The organism is Mesorhizobium sp. PAMC28654 (genome assembly GCF_020616515.1).
In the GTDB taxonomy this organism is placed as follows: Bacteria; Pseudomonadota; Alphaproteobacteria; order Rhizobiales; family Rhizobiaceae; genus Mesorhizobium.
Genome location: NZ_CP085135.1, coordinates 2,131,057 through 2,149,673 on the forward strand (window position 1 = coordinate 2,131,057; position 18,617 = coordinate 2,149,673).

Consider the following 18,617-nt stretch of genomic DNA (forward strand, 5'->3'; position numbering starts at 1 on the left):
CGACTGAGCCAACGCAGAAATTCACCACTTCGCCGCGGATGAAAAGCCCGGCAGCAATGGATCTGTGACGATGCAATATGTGAGTACTCGCGGGGAAGCACCCGTGCTTGGATTTTCCGATGCGGTGCTGGCGGGCCTGGCGCGCGACGGTGGCCTTTATGTGCCGCGCGAGTGGCCGCGGTTTTCCGTTTCCGAAATCCGGGCCATGCGCGGCCTTGCCTATCCCGACCTCGCCATCCGCTTACTCTCGCCATTTCTGGGCGGCGAGATAGCGCAGCCGGTTTTCGAGCGCCTGGTGCGCGAAGCCTACGCGACCTTCCGCCACGAAGCAGTCTGTCCGTTGGTGCAAACCGGAACGAACACCTTCGTTCTGGAACTCTTCCACGGTCCGACGCTGGCCTTCAAGGACGTTGCGATGCAGCTTCTCGCGCGCCTGATGGACCATGTGCTGGCGGAACGCGGCCAGCGCGCCACCATTGTCGGCGCCACGTCGGGCGACACCGGTGGTGCTGCAATCGACGCGTTTGCCGGGCGCGACCGCACTGACATCTTCATTCTTTTCCCGCATGGCCGCGTCTCGCCGGTGCAACAGCGGCAGATGACGACATCGACGGCCGAAAACGTCCACGCACTGGCTGTCGAGGGCAATTTCGACGATTGCCAGGGTCTCGTGAAGGACATGTTCAACGATCACGGCTTTCGCGATGGGGTGTCACTGTCGGGGGTCAATTCGATCAACTGGGCCCGCATCATGGCCCAGATCGTCTATTATTTCTCATCGGCGCTGTCGCTCGGCGCGCCCGACCGGCCAGTATCGTTCACGGTTCCCACCGGCAATTTCGGTGATATCTTCGCCGGCTACGCAGCCAAGAAGATGGGCCTGCCGATCGAGCGCCTGATCATCGCGACCAACGACAACGACATTCTGGCGCGCACGCTCTCGACCGGCGAATACCGCACGAAAGGCGTCTTTCCGACCACATCACCATCGATGGACATCCAGGTCTCGTCGAATTTCGAGCGATTGCTGTTCGAAGCCTCCGGTCGTGAAGCCTCGACCGTGCGCCGTTACATGAACGGCCTCAAGCAGTCCGGCGCTTTTACCATCGAAACGGCGGAAATCGACAGGATCCGCGCCGAGTTCGACGCCGCCCGCGCGACCACAGACGAAGTGGCGGCGACAATCCGCTCGACGCTGGCCCGCAGCAACTACCTGCTCGACCCGCACACGGCCGCGGCGGTGCATGTGGCGGCGGGCAAGGCCGACGGCGCCGTGCCAATGGTGGTGCTGGGCACCGCCCATCCGGCGAAGTTCCCGGCGGCGGTCGAGGCCGCTAGCGGCGTCTCGCCCGCACTGCCCGCATGGCTAGGTGGATTGATGACGGCCGAGGAAAAATACACGGTACTTCCATCTGACCTGAAAATGGTGGAAGATTATATCAGCCGCCGCACGCGAGCGGCGCGTTAGGGAGTAATTGCCATATGGGTGTTGAGGTAAGCCGTCTGTCGAACGGCCTGACAGTCGCCACCGAAACCCTTCCAAGCATCGAATCCGTTGCACTTGGTGCCTGGGTCAAGTCAGGCGCCCGCAATGAACGTGATGACGAGCATGGAATGGCCCACCTGCTTGAACACATGGCGTTCAAGGGAACCAAACGGCGAACCGCCTTCGAGATCGCCTCGGAGATCGAGGATGTTGGCGGCGAGATCAATGCGGCCACCAGCGTCGAGACCACATCCTACTATGCCAGGGTGCTCAGCGATGATGTGCCACTGGCGGTGGATATACTCGCCGACATCCTGCAGGAATCCGAGTTCGATCCGCAGGAGCTCGAACGCGAGCAGCATGTGATTCTCCAGGAAATCGGTGCCGCGCATGACACGCCCGACGACATCGTCTTCGATCGCTTCACCGAAACGGCGTTCCGTCACCAGACCATCGGCCGCTCGATTCTCGGCACGCCGGAAACCGTCAAGTCCTTCACCTCGAAGCAGCTGCACGATTTCATCGAGCGCCAATATGGCGCCGAGCGCATGGTGATCGTCGCCGCCGGCGACATCAAGCACGACAATTTCGTACGCGAGGTCGAGAAGCAACTCGGCGGCTTCCGCACCAAGGCCGACAGCACGATCCCGCAATACGCGCAGTATGTCGGTGGCGATTTCCGCGAGGACCGCGACCTGATGGATGCTCAGATCGTGCTCGGTTTCGAGGGCCGCGCCTACCATGTGCGCGATTTCTATGCCTCGCAGGTCCTGTCCATGATCCTTGGCGGCGGCATGTCGTCCCGTCTTTTCCAGGAAGTCCGCGAAAAACGCGGGCTGTGTTACTCCGTCTATGCTTTCCACTGGGGCTTTTCCGACACCGGCATCTTTGGCGTCCATGCCGCGACCGGGCAGAGCGACATCGCCGAGCTCGTGCCGGTGATCATCGACGAATTGCAGAAGGCCGGCGAAAGCATTCTCCAGCAGGAACTCGACCGGGCCCGCGCGCAATATCGCGCCGGGCTGATAATGTCCGCTGAAAGCCCGGCGAGCCGCGCGTCGCAGATCGCCCGCCAGATGCTCCTGTTCGGCCGACCGATCGCCAAGGAAGAGCTGATGGAGCGGCTTTCGGCACTCACAATCGAGCGGCTGACAGACCTGTCGGCGCGGCTGTTCTCAACCAAGCCGACACTCACCGCCGTCGGTCCTGTGGGCACGCTCGCGCCCTATGAAGCCATCCTCGATTCGCTTCCGGGCACGCACGCGACGGCCCGCAAGCTCGCAGTCTAGATCATAAAAGCGTGTTCGCGCTCCCTTTCTTTCGCCGTGACCTGCCGGCACTGAAAGGCGACCGCGTCACGCTGCGCGTCCCGTTCACCAACGACTACAAGGAATGGTCGGCGCTGCGCGGCGAAAGCCGCGCCTTCCTTGAGCCGTGGGAGCCACGATGGACCCCGGACGAGCTCGACCGCGCGGCCTGGCGGCATCGCATCAGCCGCTACCGCGAAGACTATGCCCAGGGAACAGCGATAGCCTTCTTCATTTTCGAGCGGGGCAGCGGCAAGCTCGCGGGTGGCATCACGCTCGGCAACATACGCCACGGCGTCTCGCAAAGCGGCCATGTCGGCTACTGGATCGGCGAACGCTTTGGCGGCCGCGGCCTGATGACCGACGCGGTCAAGGTCGTCTCGCGATTCGCCTTCGATACGCTGAGGTTGCACCGGATCGAAGCTGCCTGTATTCCCGACAACGCCCGGTCGATCCGCGTGCTTGAAAAAGCCGGATTCCGGCGCGAAGGACTTCTGCGATCCTATCTCAGGATCAACGGCATCTGGCAGGATCACTACCTCTACGCCCGGATCGCCGATGATCCGCCGGGCGCTGGAACGAAGGGCTGATTTTTGACGAATTTCCTGCGAAACGGGCCGCTCTTCGCCCTTATCCTGGCGGCAATCGTCACGCTCTGCGCGGCGTCCTCGGCCTTCGCCGTCGAACCGATCAAGATTGCCCGCGACGACGTGGCGCTCGACCTTTCGGGCGCTGTCGAGATCTATCGAAACCAGGGCGACAATTTCCAGGTGTCGACCGCGCCTGGACCCGATGGCATCGTGCGGCGCATCGAGGTCGAGGCAAAAGACGCGCGCTCGACCGGCGACTGGGCGGTGTTCGCGCTGGCCAACACCACCGACCAGCAGCTCGACAGGTTGATCGTCGCCCCGCATTTCCGCCTGGTGAATTCCGGCATCTTCTGGCCCGACCTCGGTTCGACGCGCCTGGCGGCGATCACGCCCAGCGAGGGCTTCGCGCTCGACCGTCAGACCAGCCCGGACGCCGACGTTTTCCGCGTCACGCTGAACCCCGGCACGGTCATCACCTTCATCGCGGAACTCGCGTCGCCGAAACTGCCGCAGGTCTATCTGTGGGATCCTGAATCCTACAAGGACTCGGTCAATTCCTACACGCTGTTTCGCGGCATCGTCATCGGTATCGCCGGCCTGCTGGCGCTGTTCCTGACCATTCTTTTCGTCGTCAAGGGAACGTCGATGTTCCCGGCGACCGCCGCACTTTCCTGGGCGGTTCTGGCCTACATCTGCGTCGATTTCGGGTTCCTCAACAAGATCATCGAAATATCGCCCGGCAACGAGCAGATGTGGCGAGCGGGGACCGAGGTGGCGCTTGCGGCAACCTTCGTCGTCTTCCTCTTCACCTACCTCAACCTCAACCGATGGCATGGCCATTTCAGCTACGGCGCGCTGGTCTGGATACTCGGGCTTGTGCTGATTGCCGGTGTCGCCATTGTCGATCCGGCGGTCGCGGCTGGCATCGCCAGATTGTCCTTTGCCGCCACGGCGCTGACCGGGCTCGGGCTCATCATCTTTCTCGGTGTACGCGGCTATGACCGCGCCATCATGCTGGTGCCCAGTTGGGTCATGGTGCTGTTGTGGCTGTGCGGATCGTGGATGGCGATCACCGGCATGCTCGACAATGACATCGCCCAGCCGGCGCTGGGAGGTGGGTTGATCCTGATCATCCTGCTGATCGGCTTCACGGTCATGCAGCATGCCTTTGCCGGGGGCGCACTGCACCAGGGCCTGTTTTCCGATCTCGAACGGCAGGCGCTGGCCGTCGCCGGGTCGGGCGACACGGTGTGGGACTGGGACGTGCTGCGCGACCGCGTGGTCACCAAACCGGATGTCAGCATCCAGCTTGGCCTGGCGCCCAACAGCCTTGGCGGCGCCGCCCGCAACTGGCTGCCGGTGCTGCATGCCGATGACCGCGACACCTTCCGCACAACGCTCGACGTGGTGCTGGAACATCGGCGCGGCCGGGTGTCGCAGAACTTCCGCCTGCGCGGCGCCGACGGGCACTATCACTGGTTTTCGCTACGCGCACGACCGGTGATCGGATCGGATGGCGAGGTCATTCGCTGCGTCGGCACGATGATCGACGTCACCGAGCAGAAAAAGTCCGAGGAGCGGCTGCTGCACGACGCCGTGCATGACAACCTGACCGGCCTGCCCAATCGCGAATTGTACATGAACCGGCTGGAAGCCATCATCTCGATCGCGCGGACAGAAGAAAAGGTGCGCCCCACCGTCTTCGTCATAGACATCGACCGCTTCAAGCAGGTCAATGACGGCCTGGGCATCTCGGCCGGCGACACCATCCTGCTTACCATCGCGCGCCGCCTGCACCGACTGCTCAAGCCGAAGGATTCGCTGTCGCGCTTTGCCGGCGACCAGTTCGCGCTGATGCTGCTTTCCGAACAGGACCCGGCCCGCATCGCGGGCATCGCGGACGCGATCAAGCATGCGATCAACAACCCCATCACCTTCGCCAAGCGCGAGATCGTGCTCACCGCGTCGATCGGTTTGATCACCTGGACCTCCGCGCAGACCTCCGCCGAGGACATGGTCAAGGACGCCGAGCTTGCCATGCATCAGGCCAAGCGTTTTGGCGGCGACAGGATCGAGCCGTTCCGGCCCGCCTTCCGCACCGTGGGAACCGACCGTCTGCAGTTCGAATCCGATCTGCGCCGCGCCATCGAGCGGCGCGAATTCACGCTCGCCTACCAGCCGATCGTGCGGCTGGAGGATGGCAGTGTCGCCGGTTTCGAGGCGCTGCTGCGCTGGGACCACCCGCGCCGTGGCATGATCCCGCCGGCCGATTTCATCCCCGTCGCGGAAAGCTGCGGCCTGATCGTGCAGCTCGGCCTTTTCGCCATGCAGCAGGCCGCCGAGGATCTGGCAGGCTGGCAGAAGCAAATCGGCGACGCGCCGCTGTCGGTTTCGGTCAACCTGTCCAGCCGCCAGCTGATCCGACGCGATCTGGTCAGCGACGTCCGTTCGGTGATCGCACGGGCCAATCTGAAGCCGCGTTGCTTCCGGCTCGAGCTGACCGAATCACTGGTGATGGACAATCCCGAGCAGACCGCCCATGTGCTGACCAAGCTGAAACAGTTGGGCATCGGCCTGTCGCTGGACGATTTCGGCACCGGCTATTCGTCGCTTGCCTATCTGACGCGGTTCCCGTTCGACACGATCAAGATCGACAAGAGCTTTGTCGACGACAGCACGCCGAAGCGCGCGGTGCTGCTCAAATCCATGGTCAACATGGCGCATGAGCTTGGCCTTTCGGTCGTGGCCGAAGGCATTTCGGACGAAAGCGATGCCCTGGAATTGCGGCAGATGGGCTGCGAATATGTGCAGAGCTTCATGTTCGGCGCACCGATGCCCGGCGATCAGGTGCTGAAGACGCTGAAGGAGCAATATCCGCTTACTCAGGCGTGATCCGCATCACGATCTTCCGGGGACCCGATCGAACCTATGCGTGACCGGCCGCCAGGCTGAGATGCGCGAGATCAATACCGATCGAGGCGAGGATGCGGTCGTATTTGCGTTCGATGTCGGCGTCGAAAAGGAGCTCGGGACTGGCCGGGCAGGTTAGCCAGCCATTCTCGGCGATCTCGCTTTCCAGCTGGCCGGCGCCCCAGCCTGAATAGCCGAGCGCCATCAACGCACGCCTCGGGCCCCTGCCCGACGATATGGCCCGCAAGATATCGACGGTCGCGGTCAGGCAGATGTCGTCGGAAACGGTGAGCGACGATTCCACCCTGTAGTCGCCCGAATGCAGGACGAAACCACGGCTGCGGTCCACCGGCCCACCATTGCGCACCACGAAATCGCGCGCCTGCGCTGGAAGGCGGATCGCTTCCTGCTCGTTCATGATGCCGAGTTGCACAAGCAGGTCGGGAAACAGCATCTGCTGCGTCTGGTTGATGATCAGGCCCATGGCGCCTTCATCGCTGTGCGCACAAACGTAGATGACGGAGCGCGTGAACCGATCATCCTTCATGCCAGGCATGGCAATCAGGAACTGATCGTCGAGAAAGCCGCGCGAGGCAGCCGTCTTCTTGTTGCGCAGCAAGTCCATGGCAAGGAAGGTAACGCGTTTCCAAAGCGCCGGAAAGATGCGTTTCGTCCGATTCGACCAAGGCAGTGGTCCGGAGCGAAGGTGCTCAGCCTGCAATTCTCGCCGGCAGGATGGGTGGCGTTAACGCCCAGGCTGCGAAGTCACGCAAATATGATACAGGCGAGGCCATGAAACCATTGCGCCGACATGAACGCACGATCAAATCACCGCCATGCAAAAAAGCCTGAAGATCCTGCTGCTCAGCACCGTCCTTGGGGCAGTGAGCGGCCTGCCCGCGATCGCTTCCTCATCGACCTGGTACATTAGCGAGGGCGGCAAGGTCCGTCTTGTCACGACCGGCAAACCGGACGAGGCCGGTCGGATCCAGGGTATCCTCGACATTTCGCTCAAGCCCGGATGGAAGACCTACTGGCGCGACCCGGGCGATGCCGGAGTGCCACCGCAGATCGACATCTCCGCCAGCACCAACATTGCCGAGGCCCAGCTTTCGTTTCCCGCCCCCCAGCGCCACGATGACGGCTATGGCAAATGGGCAGGCTACGATTATCCGGTGTCCCTGCCGGTGACGTTCAGGCTGTCGGCGCCAAAGGATGCCGCGGTCATCGATGCCGATATCTTTCTCGGCATCTGCGAAACGATCTGCATTCCCGTGCAGACAAGGTTGACCGTCGATCCCGCCGCAGATCCGGACAATGCCGACGACGCTGCCTTGATAAAGGCGGCCGTCACTGCACTTCCCACTCCGGCGAGGCCCGATTTCGGCATCAATGTGCTGCCGGGTGACCACGAAACACTGATTGTCGAGGCAAGTTTTCCGGGCAGTCCGGAAGCAGCCGATTTCTTCATCGCCGGTGAGCAGGACTACATGTTCGGCGCTCCGGCCCGTAGCGAGAAAGACGGCAAGCTGATTTTCACGGTACCGATCCTCGATAGGCCGTCGACGACGCCCGCGGGTGGCGGACTTCACTATACGCTGACAAGCGCTGCCGGTGCGGTAGAAGGGTTACTGCCCTTTCCCTGATCGGGACTGGCCTTGGCGAGGCCTCTCGATGGTTGCAGCGTGCGCGTTAGTCCGCTATCGCAAAGATGGGTTTTCCAATCACTCCGATGAGGTTCCGATGACCATTTCCGTTGGCGACAAACTGCCTGAGGCGACCTTCAAGACGATGACCGCCGACGGTGCGAAGGCCATCACGACGGCAGAGATCTTTCCGGGAAAGAAGGTCGTGCTGTTTGCCGTTCCCGGCGCCTTCACGCCCACCTGCAGCAACAACCATCTGCCCGGCTATCTGGAGAACCATGACGCCATCCTGGCGCGCGGCGTCGACACCATCGCCGTCGTCGCGGTCAACGACGTTCATGTCATGGGCGCCTGGGCACGCTTCACCGGCGGCGAAGGCAAGATTCTGTTCCTCGCCGACGGTAATGGCGACTTCGCCAGGGCGCTCGGCCTCGACATGGACCTGTCGGCCGGCGGCCTCGGTCTGCGTTCGAAGCGGTTTTCGATGATCGTCGACAACGGCAACGTCACCACGCTGAACATCGAGGGCAGCCCTGGCCAGGCGGTCGAATCGGGCGCCGCGAAAATCCTCGAACAGCTCTAGACATCATGCTTGATGTCCTCTTGCGCGCCGTGGCGATCGGTATCGGCGCTACGGTGCTCATGGACCTCTGGGCGATCTTGCTCAACAAGGTGTTCGGACAGGCCAAGCCTAATTGGGCACCGGTAGGCCGCTGGGTCTGGCATCTGCGTGACAAGGTCTTTCACGACGACATCGGCCAGGCTGTGCCTTATCGGCATGAGCTGGCCTTGGGCTGGGCCTTCCATTATCTCGTCGGCATCGTCTACGGCATCGTTTTGGTCGCGGTGGCCGGAGCGGGCTGGCTGGCCGCGCCGACATTCCTGCCGGCTTTCATCCTCGGCATCGTCACCGTCGGCGCCGGCTGGTTCCTGCTGGCTCCCGGCATGGGCGCTGGCTGGGCTGCCTCAAAGCGTCCGAACCCGATGCAAATCCGGGCTCTCAACCTGGTTTCGCACACGGTCTTCGCGCTTGGGCTTTACGGAACCGCCTTGCTGATCCGCTGAGAGCGCCAATAGCTCGGTAGCTTTGGAGCTCAGTAGCTTTGGGTCGAGCGGCGTACCGGCTTGGCTGTCGGCTTCCTGACTTGTGTCGCGTCCTTCAGCGGCGTGGCTGAAGGTGCGGAACCCGGCGACTTCTTCTTGAACGGAGCCATGCCCTCCCGAGCGAGTTCGTCGGCACGTTCGTTCTCGGGATGGCCGGCATGGCCCTTGACCCAGTTCCAGGTTACCTGATGGCGCCCGTTGGCCTCGTCCAGCGCCTGCCAGAGTTCACCATTCTTGACCGGCTTCTTGTCCGCGGTCTTCCAGCCGTTTTTCTTCCAGCCGTGGATCCACTTGGAAATACCATCCATGACATATTTGCTGTCGGTGTGAAGGTCGACCGCGCAAGGCTCCTTCAGCGCATTCAGCGCCGATATGGCGGCGAGTAGTTCCATCCGGTTGTTGGTCGTGTCCGCCTCGCCGCCGGAAAGCTCCTTGGTCTTGCCGTTGAAGCGCAGGATCGTGCCCCAGCCACCAGGGCCGGGATTGCCCGAACAGGCACCGTCCGTGAAGATTTCAACGCGCTTGTTCATCTCAGTCATGTCAGTCCATACTCGGATGGAGATTTGATGGCCCGGTGGAAGCGCATCCTGCGGATGTATTCGGTCGGATCGCGTTTCATGACCAGACCGCCATCGGGAACCGTCAGCCAGTCATAGAGCCGGGTCAGCATGAAGCGCAGCGCGGAGCCACGCGCCAGCATCGGCAGCGCCGCCTTCTCCGCCTCGCTCAGGGGGCGGACGCTCTGGTAGCCGTCAAGAAGTGCCGTGCCCTTGGTCAAATTGAAGGAAAAATCCTTCTCGAAGCACCAGGCGTTGAGACACGTGGCGACATCGTAGGCGTAGAGGTCATCGCAGGCGAAATAGAAATCGATCAGGCCGGAGAGCTTTTCACCCAGGAAGAAAACATTGTCCGGAAAGAGATCGGCGTGGATGATGCCGGTGGGCAGATCTCTCGGCCAGTTCCGTCCGAAATCGACGAAATCGGCATCGACCTCTGCCGCCAGTCCAGGCTCGACCTCGTCGGCGCGATCGCGGGACGCGTCCCACAGCTTGCGCCAGCCGTCGATGGCAAGCGCATTCGGGCGACGCATCGAAAAGTCCCCACCAGCCAGATGCAGTTCGGCCAAAGCCTTGCCAACCTCCGCGCAATGCGCCGATGTCGGGCGCCGCAGCGATAGCCCCTCGAGGAAGGTGATGATGACCGCCGGGCGGCCGGCAAGTGTCCCGATCACCTGGCCGTCATGTGCCGTCACCGGAAGCGGGCACGAAATCCCCTTCCGGGCAAGATGGCCCATCAGGCCCAGGAAGAAGGGCAGATCCGCCTTCTCTACGCGCTTTTCATAGAGCGTCAGGATGTAGGACCCACTAGAGGTGTGTAGCAGGAAATTCGAATTCTCGGTGCCTTCGGCGATGCCCTTGTAGGACAGGAGATCGCCGACCGGATAATTCTTCAGGAATACGCCAAGCTCGCCTTCCGTGACATCGGTATAGACAGCCATGCGCGTCACGCGGCTCCGTTGACGAAGGCCATGTCGGCCGCCGTCAATTCGACATCGCGAAGAACTCTCATCACCGGAAAATCCTCCGTCTCCGTCGCCGTAATCGCCAGGTCGATGGTCACATCGAAGCGCTGCCTGAACGCATCGATGATCTCGTCAACGATGATTTCGGGCGCCGACGCGCCAGCCGACAGGCCGAGCGTCGAAATGCCGGCGATGTCATTCCACGGAATCTCGGAGGCGCGCTGTACGAGAAGCGACATCGAGGCGCCGGCGCGCTCCGCCACTTCGACAAGACGCCGCGAATTGGAAGAATTGGGCGCGCCGACGATCAGGAACAGGTCCGCGCCCGCCGCTGTTTCCTTGACGGCTTCCTGGCGATTGGTGGTGGCATAGCAGATCGATTCCGCGGCCGCCGCCTGCAGATCGGGAAAACGGTCTTTCAGGGCGCGTATGATGCCGGCGGTGTCCTCGACCGACAGCGTCGTCTGGGTGACAAACCCCAGCGCCCGTGGGTCGGCGGGCGTGAGCCTGGCGGCGTCGGCTTCGGTTTCGACAAGCGTGACCGCGCCTTCCGGCAGTTGTCCCATGGTGCCGATCACCTCCGGGTGCCCGGCATGGCCGATCAGAAGCACATGCCGGCCAAGACGCTGGTGACGCATCGCCTGCTTGTGAACCTTGGAGACCAGTGGGCAGGTGGCGTCGAGATAAAAGAGGTTTCGCGCCTGCGCATCGGCCGGAACCGACTTCGGCACACCGTGCGCGGAGAACACGACGGGGCTCTGGCGATGCTCGGCGGGTATCTCCGAGAGTTCCTCGATGAACACCGCGCCGAGACTCTGGAGCCCCTCGACGACATAGCGGTTGTGCACGATCTCGTGGCGGACATAGACCGGCGCACCGTATTTCTTCAACGCCAGCACGACGATCTGGATGGCACGATCGACCCCGGCGCAGAAGCCGCGCGGCTGGCAGAGCCGGATCGTCAGAGGTGGCTTGGTGATTGGCTGAGGCATGATTCCATGTCGGTTGGTCAGATCGTGAACTCGAGCCGAAATGAGGTGCCTACCCCTGCCCTGTCAAGGGCATCGGCAGCGTTCATTCCTCTTTCGTGGCACGGCGAAGCCGCATGACGAGCACGCCGGCAAGTGCGGCCGCAAGCCCGTACCAGGTCATGGCGTATTGCAGATGACTGTTCGGCAGGTCGATGATGGTGACGCCGCCGACCGGCAAACCGCCAGGATTGGGCGTCTTGTCCGCGTCGATGAAGAAGGGCACGAGTTTGGCGCCCGCCGGCAGCCCGGCGCTCGCCGCCATCACGTCGCGGTCTTTCCAGAAAAAGATATTCTTCGGCACGTCATTGTCGGGAAGCATCATCGACGGCTTGCCCGGCAGCGGATTGCGGGCGAGCCCGATGATCGTCACCTTGCCCGGCACCTGCCCTAGTGGGCGCTTGGCTGCGTTCTTGAGATCATAAGGCACGAAACCGCGATTGATCAGGACGAAACGTCCATCGTCCAGGGCCAAGGGCGTGTAGACATTGAAACCGGCGTCTTCTTCCCAGGTCGCATAGAAATGCCGTTCGCCTGAATGCAGGAACGTGCCAGTCACCGTCACTGGTGTGTAGTCGACATCGCCGGTCGAAGCGAACTCTCTTTCGACATCGACCAGCGACACTGGCGCCGAGTGCGTCCGCTGTTCGATGGTCTGGAGAAGCCCTTCCTTCCAGTAAAGGCGCTGGACCTGCCAGGTGCCGAGTGCCAGCAGGATGAAAAACACGATGAGGCCAAGGCCGATCGCCAAGACCAGCTTGGGACGCGAACCGCCCTTTATGGTGGCCGATGCACCGCTCATTCGCCGCGATCCAGCCGGCCCTCGGCTGCCTTGTTGCTATACTGCAGCGTCAACAGAACGCCCTTGATCAATCGGAGCGCGCCCAGGCACAGCACGAGGGTCAGCGGAATCCAAAGCACCAGATGCAGCCAAAGCGGTGGACTCAACGTCACTTCTATCCAGAGCGCCAGACCTACAACGATAAAGCCGATGATCAGGATGACGAACACCGCCGGTCCATCGCCGGCATCGGCGTAAGAATAGTCGAGACCGCAATTCGAGCAGCTCTTTCCAACGGTCAGGAAGCCGGAAAAGAGCCGGCCCTCGCCACAGCGCGGGCAGCGGCCGTGCAGCCCGGCCGAAATCGGCTCTATCGGCGGCCAGATCGCCTTGTCGTCGCTCATGCTCTACCGCTCGATCTCGATCGGCGTCCCATCTGGCACCATTGTCCAGATTTCGTCCATCTCGGAGTCCGTAGCCGCAATGCGACCGTGGGTCCAGCCGACCAATTGAAGCAGCCATCCCAGCCCGCCGAAGCCATTCGGCTGTCCATGGATCATGATCATGCCTCCGGGCGCGCGTTCATCGCCCTCCCGACGCTTCCGCGCCAAGGGATGCCGACAAGGGCAACGGCATAGCTCCGCGCACCTTGCCATCGCAGATCAGGTCCAGCCTTCGATCGGATTTGTCCACATGCGCCAGATCGACTTCTCTACGGCAATGGCCGGAAATATCGCGATCATCCATGCGCATATCGCAGAGGAAATTGCCGGCCGCATCGGCCACTGATCGGCGATCACTACGCAGAAAACAAGAAAGGCGGCCGCGTCGCCGAGGCCGCCTCATCAAACTCGTCAGGCAGGTATCAGTGGCCTTCGATCACCGCGCCGGCCGATGCCCAGACGTAGATGGATGCGAACAGGAACAGCCAGACCACGTCGACGAAATGCCAGTACCAAGCGGCCGCCTCGAAGCCGAAATGCTGCTTGGGCGTGAAGTCGCCCTTCATGGCGCGGACCAGGCAGACCAGCAGGAAGATCGTGCCGATGATGACGTGGAAGCCGTGGAAGCCGGTGGCCATGAAGAAGGTCGCGCCGTAGATGGAATCCTTGAACGCGAATGGCGCGTGCATGTACTCGTAGGCCTGCACCATGGTGAACAGCATTCCGAGGCCGACGGTGAGCACCAGACCGTTGATCAGGCCCTTGCGGTCGCCATGCAGGAGCGCGTGGTGCGCCCAGGTGACCGTCGTTCCCGACAGGAGCAGGATGATGGTGTTGTAGAGCGGCAGGTGGAAGGGATCGAGAACCTCCATGCCCTTCGGCGGCCAGACACCGCCAGTGAATGCCGTGCGGGCATATTGCTGAGCCTCGCTAGGGAACAGGCTGGCATCGAAGAAGGCCCAGAACCAGGCAACGAAGAACATCACCTCGGAGACGATGAACATGATCATGCCGTAGCGCAGATGGAGCGACACGACCCGCGTATGATGGCCCTCATGCGCTTCCTTGATGGTGTCCGACCACCAGGCGAACATGGTGTAGAGGATAATGGCCATGCCGATGAAGAACAGCCACGGATTGGCGATGTTGTAGCCGAAGATCGGGAAGTTGCCGCCCTTCAGGTGCTCCATCAGAGCGACACCGCCAAAGGCAGTTACGAGCGCTCCGATCGACCCCAGGAAAGGCCATGGGCTCGGGTCAACGAGATGATAGTCGTGATGTTGTGCGTGCGCGTCTGCCATATCAACCCCCGAGATTTCCTTCGGTATTCGAAATTGTCTTGCTATTGTCCTTGACCGGCTCCGACGACGCGACCGGCTTGTTCTTCTCAACCGGGAACATCGTATAGGACAGAGTGATCGTCTTCACGTCCTTCAGTTCCGGTACGTTCACGATATCGGGGTCCACATAAAACAGGACCGGCATGTCGAGCGTCTCGCCCGGCTTCAGCGTCGTGTCGGTGAAGCAGAAACACTCGACCTTGTTGAAGTAGGGACCCGCCAGTTCCGGCTGCACGTTAAAGGTGGCGCGGCCGGTAACGGGGCGATCGAACTTGTTGGTCGCCTGGTAGTGCGCCTGCACCGTTTCGCCGATCTTCATCGTGATCGAGCGCTGGACTGGCTGAAACTCCCAAGGCACTCCGGCAGTGTTGGCGTCGAAGCGAACGGTGATCTCACGGTCGAGCACCCGGCCGGCATACTGCTTCTCGGCACGTTGCGTCGTGCCGCCATACCCTGTCGCCTGGCAAAACATCTTGTAGAGCGGCACCGCGGCATAGGCCATGCCGATCATGCCGGTGAAGAAGGCAAGACAGACCGCCGCGACAACGCGGTTGCTGTTCTTCTTGGCCTGACTTGTCACCGGTTCGATGCTCATCACATCTTGCCCGAGAGGTTGTGGCCGAATTTCACGATCGTCGCGATGTAGAAAATGACAACCAGCACCGCAAGCGCCAGACCGATGGCGACCGAACGGCTGCGCTGGGCTTTCTTTTGGCGCTCGGTCAACGTGACCAACTCGAGTTTTTCATCAATCATGGTCATGCCCCACCCATGGCAAGTGCGCGTTCGACAACGCTATCAGCCAGATAGGCCGCGAAAATGGCGAAGAGGTAGAGCAGCGAATAGGCGAACAAGGCCTTGGCCGGCTTCATGACGCGGTCGTCGTCGGCCATGCCAAGCACTTTCCACGCATACCAGACAAAGCCAACCCCAAGCAGCGCGGCGGCCACGCCATAGACCGGCGTGGTGTAGCCAAGCACCCACGGCAGCACGCCGACCGGGGCAAGAACCAGTGCGTAGGCGAAGATCTGCCGGCGCGTCGATGCCTGGCCGGCAACGTTCGGCATCATGGGGATGCCGGCACGCGCATAGTCGTCGGACTTGAACAGCGCGAGCGCCCAGAAATGCGGTGGTGTCCACAGGAAGATGATGAGGAACAGGACGACGCTTTCCAGGCTGACCGATCCGGTCACGGCGGCCCAGCCGATGACAGGAGGAAAGGCTCCGGCAGCGCCACCGATAACGATATTCTGCGGCGTCCAGCGCTTCAGCCACATCGTATAGACCACGGCATAGAAGAAGATGGTGAAGGCGAGCAGCGTCGCCGCCAGCCAGTTGGCGAGCACGCCAAGCGTCATCACCGACAGCACCGAGAGCACCAGCCCAAAGGCCAGCGCCTCATTGGGCCGGATGCGGCCAGACGGGACGGGACGGCCGGCAGTGCGCGTCATCACCGCGTCGATGTCGGCGTCGTACCACATGTTGAGCGCGCCCGACGCGCCGGCGCCGATGGCTATCGACAGGATCGCAATGACCGCCAGCAGCGGATTGATGGCAACGGGCGCCGCAATCATGCCGACGAAGGCCGTGAAAACCACCAGGGACATGACGCGCGGCTTCAGCAGGGCGAAGAAATCGCCCGCCGTCGCTTCCGACATGCGGAAGCCCGCTTCGTCAATGCTGGTTTTGTCGACTAGGGCCATGCGTACTCAAGTCCATCATTCCGTTTGGCCAAAACCGCCGGCGAACCGGCGGTTTCGTATTCGAGGAGGAAGCCGCCTTACTTGATCTTCGGCAGCTGTTCCCACTGGTGGAACGGCGGCGGCGAAGGCAGCTGCCATTCGAGTGTCGTTGCGCCCTCGCCCCACGGGTTGGCACCGGCGATCCGCTTCTTCTGGAAGGCTTCGAAGACGCAGTAGAGGAAGATCACGACACCAACCGCCGAGATATAGGAGCCGATGGACGACACAAAGTTCCAGCCGGCAAACGCGTCCGGATAGTCGATGGTGCGGCGCGGCATGCCCGCGAGACCAAGGAAGTGCTGCGGGAAGAAGATCAGGTTGACGCCGACAAACGTGACCCAGAAGTGGGTGTTGGCGATCACCGGCGAATACATGTAGCCGGTCATCTTCGGGAACCAGTAGTACCAGCCAGCGAAGATGGCGAACACCGCACCCAGCGACAGCACGTAGTGGAAGTGCGCAATCACGAAATAGGTGTCATGCAGCGAACGGTCGAGGCCGGCATTGGCCAGCTGGACGCCGGTGACGCCACCGATGGTGAACAGGAAGATGAAGCCCAGCGCCCAAAGCATCGGCGTCTTGAACGAAATCGACCCACCCCACATCGTCGCGATCCAGGAGAAGATCTTCACGCCTGTCGGCACTGCGATGACCATGGTGGCGAAGACGAAGTAGCGCTGCGTGTCGAGCGACAGGCCCGTCGTGTACATGTGGTGCGCCCAGACGATGAAGCCCACGGCGCCGATCGCGACCATGGCGTAGGCCATGCCGAGATAACCGAAGACCGGCTTCTTCGAGAAGGTCGAGACGATGTGGCTGATGATGCCGAAGCCCGGCAGGATCAGAATGTACACTTCCGGGTGACCGAAGAACCAGAATAGGTGCTGGAACAGGAGCGGATCGCCGCCATTGTCCGGCGCGAAGAAGGCCGTGCCGAAATTGCGATCGGTCAGCAGCATGGTGATGGCGCCGGCGAGCACTGGAAGCGAGAGCAGAAGCAGGAAGGCGGTGACCAGCACCGACCACGCAAACAGCGGCATCTTGTGCAGCGTCATGCCGGGCGCGCGCATGTTGAAGATGGTGGTGATGAAGTTGATGGCGCCGAGGATCGACGACGCACCCGCGATGTGGATCGACAGGATCGCCAGATCCATGGCCGGCCCGGGCTGGCCGGAGGTCGACAGCGGCGGATAGAGCGTCCAGCCGCCACCGACACCATAGGCGCCCGGCGCGCTGGGCATGAACATCGAGGTGAGCAGCAGGATGAAGGCCGGCGGCAGCAGCCAGAAGGAGATGTTGTTCATGCGCGGGAATGCCATGTCCGGCGCGCCAATCATGATCGGCACCATCCAGTTGGCAAACCCGCCGATGAGGGCCGGCATAACCATGAAGAAGATCATGATCAGGGCGTGCGCGGTGGCGAAGGCATTGTACATGCTCTTGCCGCCATCGATCGCGGCATCACCGTTCATGCCATAGACCATCTGCGCCAGACCGCTGAAGATCTGGATGCCCGGCTCCTGCAACTCCATGCGGATAGCCACGGACAACGCGCCACCGATGATGCCCGCGAAGATCGCGAAGATCAGATAGAGCGTGCCGATATCCTTGTGGTTGGTCGAATAAACCCAGCGGACCCAGCCATGATACGGCTTGTGGTCGTGCCCGTCGTGAGCTGCAGCGTCTGCCATGTTCCGCTCCGTTCCCTGATCTTTTCTGGCCGCAGCGTCAGTTGCCGGCGACCGCTACCTTGTTCTGGCTGTCAACCTCAGCCATCAGCGCCTTATTGGCACTCGGCAGATTGGCTTTGGCTGCTGTCAGCCAGCTGTTGAATTGCGCCTCGGAAACCACGCGAATGGCGATCGGCATGAAGGCGTGGTCCTTGCCGCAGAGCTGCGAGCACTGGCCGTAATAGAGGCCTTCCTTCTCCGCCTTGAACCAGGTTTCGTTGGTGCGCCCTGGAATGGCGTCGACCTTGATGCCGAACGACGGCATGGCGAAAGAGTGGATCACGTCGGTCGCGGTAACAAGCACGCGGGTCATCGTATTGACCGGCACCACCAGTTCGTTGTCGACGGCGAGCAGGCGCGGATAGACCTTGCGATCCTCCTTGCCGGCGGCGGCGCGATCACCGTCCTGGAGGATGGCGGAGTTGAAGGTGAGCGTGTTCGCTACCTGGTACTCGTAGTCCCAGTTCCACTGGTTGCCCGTCGCCTTGACGGTCAGCTTTGCCTCTTCCGGTGGCGTATACTGCGCCGTCAGCAGCTGGAACGATGGAATGGCAATGCAAAGCAGCACGACAACCGGACCGACAGTCCAGATCACCTCGATCAGCGTGTTGTGGCTGGTCTTGGACGGAACCGGGTTGGCGCTCGCGCGAAACCTTACCATGCAGTAAGCGAGAAGCAGCATTACCAGGACGGTGACCGGGACGACGAACCACATCGTGTAGTTTCCGAACCACTCGATCTGCCGCATCATGTCGGTCGCCGGCGCCTGGAAGGTGGTCTCCCAGTTCACCGGCTGGTCGGCACGGGCGGATGTGCCGGCGAAAAGCGTGGTAGCGGCCCCAGCGCTTGCTAGATACCTGGCGCTTGCTAGGAATGTTCTCATCGCCCTCATCGTCTCCCAGTTCCTCGCGGTTGCGCCCACGAGAATAACGAACAATGCCGGGACGGGAATCCCGGACAGTCTCAAGGTGGTTCAAACCATACTCTT

The 18,617-nt window shown here is 61.8% G+C and carries 20 protein-coding genes; 7 read left to right on the forward strand and 13 right to left on the reverse strand.

The genetic code is table 11. The annotated features are described in order from the left end of the window. The first annotated feature begins 70 nt into the window (after positions 1-70). Genes thrC through LGH82_RS10795 form a run of 4 tightly spaced genes read left to right on the forward strand, consistent with a single transcriptional unit; the run spans position 71 to position 6,275 of the window. Positions 71-1,468, forward strand: coding sequence for a threonine synthase (gene thrC, locus LGH82_RS10780; protein ID WP_227348467.1), 1,398 nt, complete (start codon positions 71-73; stop codon positions 1,466-1,468). A 14-nt stretch (positions 1,469-1,482) separates the two neighbouring features. Continuing rightward, positions 1,483-2,775, forward strand: a complete 1,293-nt coding sequence (locus tag LGH82_RS10785) for a M16 family metallopeptidase (protein WP_227348468.1) — start codon at positions 1,483-1,485, stop codon at positions 2,773-2,775. A gap of 11 nt (positions 2,776-2,786) precedes the next feature. Next, entirely contained in the window at positions 2,787-3,383 is a 597-nt protein-coding gene (locus LGH82_RS10790; RefSeq protein WP_227348469.1) for a GNAT family N-acetyltransferase, read from the forward strand. Positions 3,384-3,386: 3 nt separating this feature from the next. Then, positions 3,387-6,275, forward strand: a complete 2,889-nt coding sequence (locus LGH82_RS10795) for an EAL domain-containing protein (protein ID WP_227348470.1) — start codon at positions 3,387-3,389, stop codon at positions 6,273-6,275. Between the two features lie 34 nt (positions 6,276-6,309). Here LGH82_RS10795 and LGH82_RS10800 read toward each other — a convergent pair whose 3' ends face one another. Continuing rightward, complete coding sequence (locus LGH82_RS10800) at positions 6,310-6,918, reverse strand: YqgE/AlgH family protein (protein WP_227348471.1); 609 nt, start codon at positions 6,916-6,918, stop codon at positions 6,310-6,312. A gap of 211 nt (positions 6,919-7,129) precedes the next feature. Here LGH82_RS10800 and LGH82_RS10805 point away from each other — a divergent pair, with 211 nt between their 5' ends. The 3 genes from LGH82_RS10805 (at position 7,130) to LGH82_RS10815 (ending at position 9,004) form a co-directional block, all read left to right on the forward strand. Further along, positions 7,130-7,939, forward strand: a complete 810-nt coding sequence (locus tag LGH82_RS10805; protein ID WP_227348472.1) for a protein-disulfide reductase DsbD domain-containing protein — start codon at positions 7,130-7,132, stop codon at positions 7,937-7,939. A 97-nt stretch (positions 7,940-8,036) separates the two neighbouring features. Further along, on the forward strand, positions 8,037-8,522 hold the full coding sequence (locus LGH82_RS10810) for a peroxiredoxin (RefSeq protein ID WP_227348473.1): 486 nt from the start codon (positions 8,037-8,039) through the stop codon (positions 8,520-8,522). A 5-nt stretch (positions 8,523-8,527) separates the two neighbouring features. Next, positions 8,528-9,004, forward strand: coding sequence for a DUF2938 domain-containing protein (locus tag LGH82_RS10815; protein ID WP_227348474.1), 477 nt, complete (start codon positions 8,528-8,530; stop codon positions 9,002-9,004). A 29-nt stretch (positions 9,005-9,033) separates the two neighbouring features. Here the strand turns inward: LGH82_RS10815 and rnhA are convergent, their stop codons facing one another. From rnhA to coxB, 12 genes are all read right to left on the reverse strand, one after another. Next, positions 9,034-9,573, reverse strand: a complete 540-nt coding sequence (gene rnhA / locus LGH82_RS10820; protein WP_227349550.1) for a ribonuclease HI — start codon at positions 9,571-9,573, stop codon at positions 9,034-9,036. 5 nt (positions 9,574-9,578) lie between these two features. After that, the gene (locus LGH82_RS10825; RefSeq protein ID WP_227348475.1) at positions 9,579-10,541 is read right to left on the reverse strand and encodes a homoserine kinase; all 963 of its coding nucleotides are present in this window, start codon (positions 10,539-10,541) and stop codon (positions 9,579-9,581) included. Positions 10,542-10,546: 5 nt separating this feature from the next. Further along, on the reverse strand, positions 10,547-11,557 hold the full coding sequence (gene ispH / locus LGH82_RS10830) for a 4-hydroxy-3-methylbut-2-enyl diphosphate reductase (RefSeq protein ID WP_227348476.1): 1,011 nt from the start codon (positions 11,555-11,557) through the stop codon (positions 10,547-10,549). 82 nt (positions 11,558-11,639) lie between these two features. Then, positions 11,640-12,395: an SURF1 family protein gene (locus LGH82_RS10835; RefSeq protein WP_227348477.1), complete on the reverse strand. Its 756-nt coding sequence runs from the start codon at positions 12,393-12,395 to the stop codon at positions 11,640-11,642. Continuing rightward, on the reverse strand, positions 12,392-12,778 hold the full coding sequence (locus tag LGH82_RS10840) for a DUF983 domain-containing protein (protein WP_227348478.1): 387 nt from the start codon (positions 12,776-12,778) through the stop codon (positions 12,392-12,394). Before LGH82_RS10840 ends, LGH82_RS10835 begins: the two co-directional genes overlap by 4 nt. A 3-nt stretch (positions 12,779-12,781) precedes the next feature. After that, the gene (locus LGH82_RS10845; protein ID WP_227348479.1) at positions 12,782-12,934 is read right to left on the reverse strand and encodes a L,D-transpeptidase family protein; all 153 of its coding nucleotides are present in this window, start codon (positions 12,932-12,934) and stop codon (positions 12,782-12,784) included. Positions 12,935-13,239: 305 nt separating this feature from the next. Then, complete coding sequence (locus LGH82_RS10850) at positions 13,240-14,118, reverse strand: cytochrome c oxidase subunit 3 (RefSeq protein WP_227348480.1); 879 nt, start codon at positions 14,116-14,118, stop codon at positions 13,240-13,242. A gap of 1 nt (position 14,119) precedes the next feature. Then, entirely contained in the window at positions 14,120-14,752 is a 633-nt protein-coding gene (locus tag LGH82_RS10855) for a cytochrome c oxidase assembly protein (RefSeq protein WP_227348481.1), read from the reverse strand. Further along, positions 14,752-14,919, reverse strand: a complete 168-nt coding sequence (locus LGH82_RS10860) for a hypothetical protein (RefSeq protein WP_227348482.1) — start codon at positions 14,917-14,919, stop codon at positions 14,752-14,754. The genes LGH82_RS10855 and LGH82_RS10860 overlap by 1 nt, the downstream gene beginning before the upstream one ends. Beyond that, positions 14,916-15,860 (reverse strand): heme o synthase, encoded by a 945-nt coding sequence (locus LGH82_RS10865; RefSeq protein WP_227348483.1) that lies wholly within the window; start codon positions 15,858-15,860, stop codon positions 14,916-14,918. The genes LGH82_RS10860 and LGH82_RS10865 overlap by 4 nt, the downstream gene beginning before the upstream one ends. A gap of 77 nt (positions 15,861-15,937) precedes the next feature. Further along, the gene (gene ctaD, locus LGH82_RS10870) at positions 15,938-17,590 is read right to left on the reverse strand and encodes a cytochrome c oxidase subunit I (RefSeq protein WP_227348484.1); all 1,653 of its coding nucleotides are present in this window, start codon (positions 17,588-17,590) and stop codon (positions 15,938-15,940) included. Between the two features lie 37 nt (positions 17,591-17,627). Further along, positions 17,628-18,512: a cytochrome c oxidase subunit II gene (gene coxB / locus LGH82_RS10875; RefSeq protein ID WP_227348485.1), complete on the reverse strand. Its 885-nt coding sequence runs from the start codon at positions 18,510-18,512 to the stop codon at positions 17,628-17,630. Positions 18,513-18,617 lie beyond the last annotated feature (105 nt).

Excerpts from the sequence above, each read along its gene's own strand:
- LGH82_RS10835 (WP_227348477.1), bottom strand. The coding sequence starts at position 12,395 with ATGAGCGGTGCATCGGCCACCATAAAGGGCGGTTCGCGTCCCAAGCTG.
- LGH82_RS10865 (WP_227348483.1), bottom strand. The coding sequence starts at position 15,860 with ATGGCCCTAGTCGACAAAACCAGCATTGACGAAGCGGGCTTCCGCATG.
- LGH82_RS10805 (WP_227348472.1), top strand. The coding sequence starts at position 7,130 with ATGCAAAAAAGCCTGAAGATCCTGCTGCTCAGCACCGTCCTTGGGGCA.
- rnhA (WP_227349550.1), bottom strand. The coding sequence starts at position 9,573 with ATGAACAAGCGCGTTGAAATCTTCACGGACGGTGCCTGTTCGGGCAAT.
- LGH82_RS10785 (WP_227348468.1), top strand. The coding sequence starts at position 1,483 with ATGGGTGTTGAGGTAAGCCGTCTGTCGAACGGCCTGACAGTCGCCACC.
- LGH82_RS10810 (WP_227348473.1), top strand. The coding sequence starts at position 8,037 with ATGACCATTTCCGTTGGCGACAAACTGCCTGAGGCGACCTTCAAGACG.
- LGH82_RS10800 (WP_227348471.1), bottom strand. The coding sequence starts at position 6,918 with ATGGACTTGCTGCGCAACAAGAAGACGGCTGCCTCGCGCGGCTTTCTC.
- LGH82_RS10860 (WP_227348482.1), bottom strand. The coding sequence starts at position 14,919 with ATGACCATGATTGATGAAAAACTCGAGTTGGTCACGTTGACCGAGCGC.
- LGH82_RS10855 (WP_227348481.1), bottom strand. The coding sequence starts at position 14,752 with ATGAGCATCGAACCGGTGACAAGTCAGGCCAAGAAGAACAGCAACCGC.
- coxB (WP_227348485.1), bottom strand. The coding sequence starts at position 18,512 with ATGAGAACATTCCTAGCAAGCGCCAGGTATCTAGCAAGCGCTGGGGCC.
- LGH82_RS10815 (WP_227348474.1), top strand. The coding sequence starts at position 8,528 with ATGCTTGATGTCCTCTTGCGCGCCGTGGCGATCGGTATCGGCGCTACG.
- LGH82_RS10845 (WP_227348479.1), bottom strand. The coding sequence starts at position 12,934 with ATGATCCATGGACAGCCGAATGGCTTCGGCGGGCTGGGATGGCTGCTT.
- LGH82_RS10825 (WP_227348475.1), bottom strand. The coding sequence starts at position 10,541 with ATGGCTGTCTATACCGATGTCACGGAAGGCGAGCTTGGCGTATTCCTG.
- thrC (WP_227348467.1), top strand. The coding sequence starts at position 71 with ATGCAATATGTGAGTACTCGCGGGGAAGCACCCGTGCTTGGATTTTCC.
- LGH82_RS10840 (WP_227348478.1), bottom strand. The coding sequence starts at position 12,778 with ATGAGCGACGACAAGGCGATCTGGCCGCCGATAGAGCCGATTTCGGCC.
- LGH82_RS10850 (WP_227348480.1), bottom strand. The coding sequence starts at position 14,118 with ATGGCAGACGCGCACGCACAACATCACGACTATCATCTCGTTGACCCG.
- ispH (WP_227348476.1), bottom strand. The coding sequence starts at position 11,557 with ATGCCTCAGCCAATCACCAAGCCACCTCTGACGATCCGGCTCTGCCAG.
- ctaD (WP_227348484.1), bottom strand. The coding sequence starts at position 17,590 with ATGGCAGACGCTGCAGCTCACGACGGGCACGACCACAAGCCGTATCAT.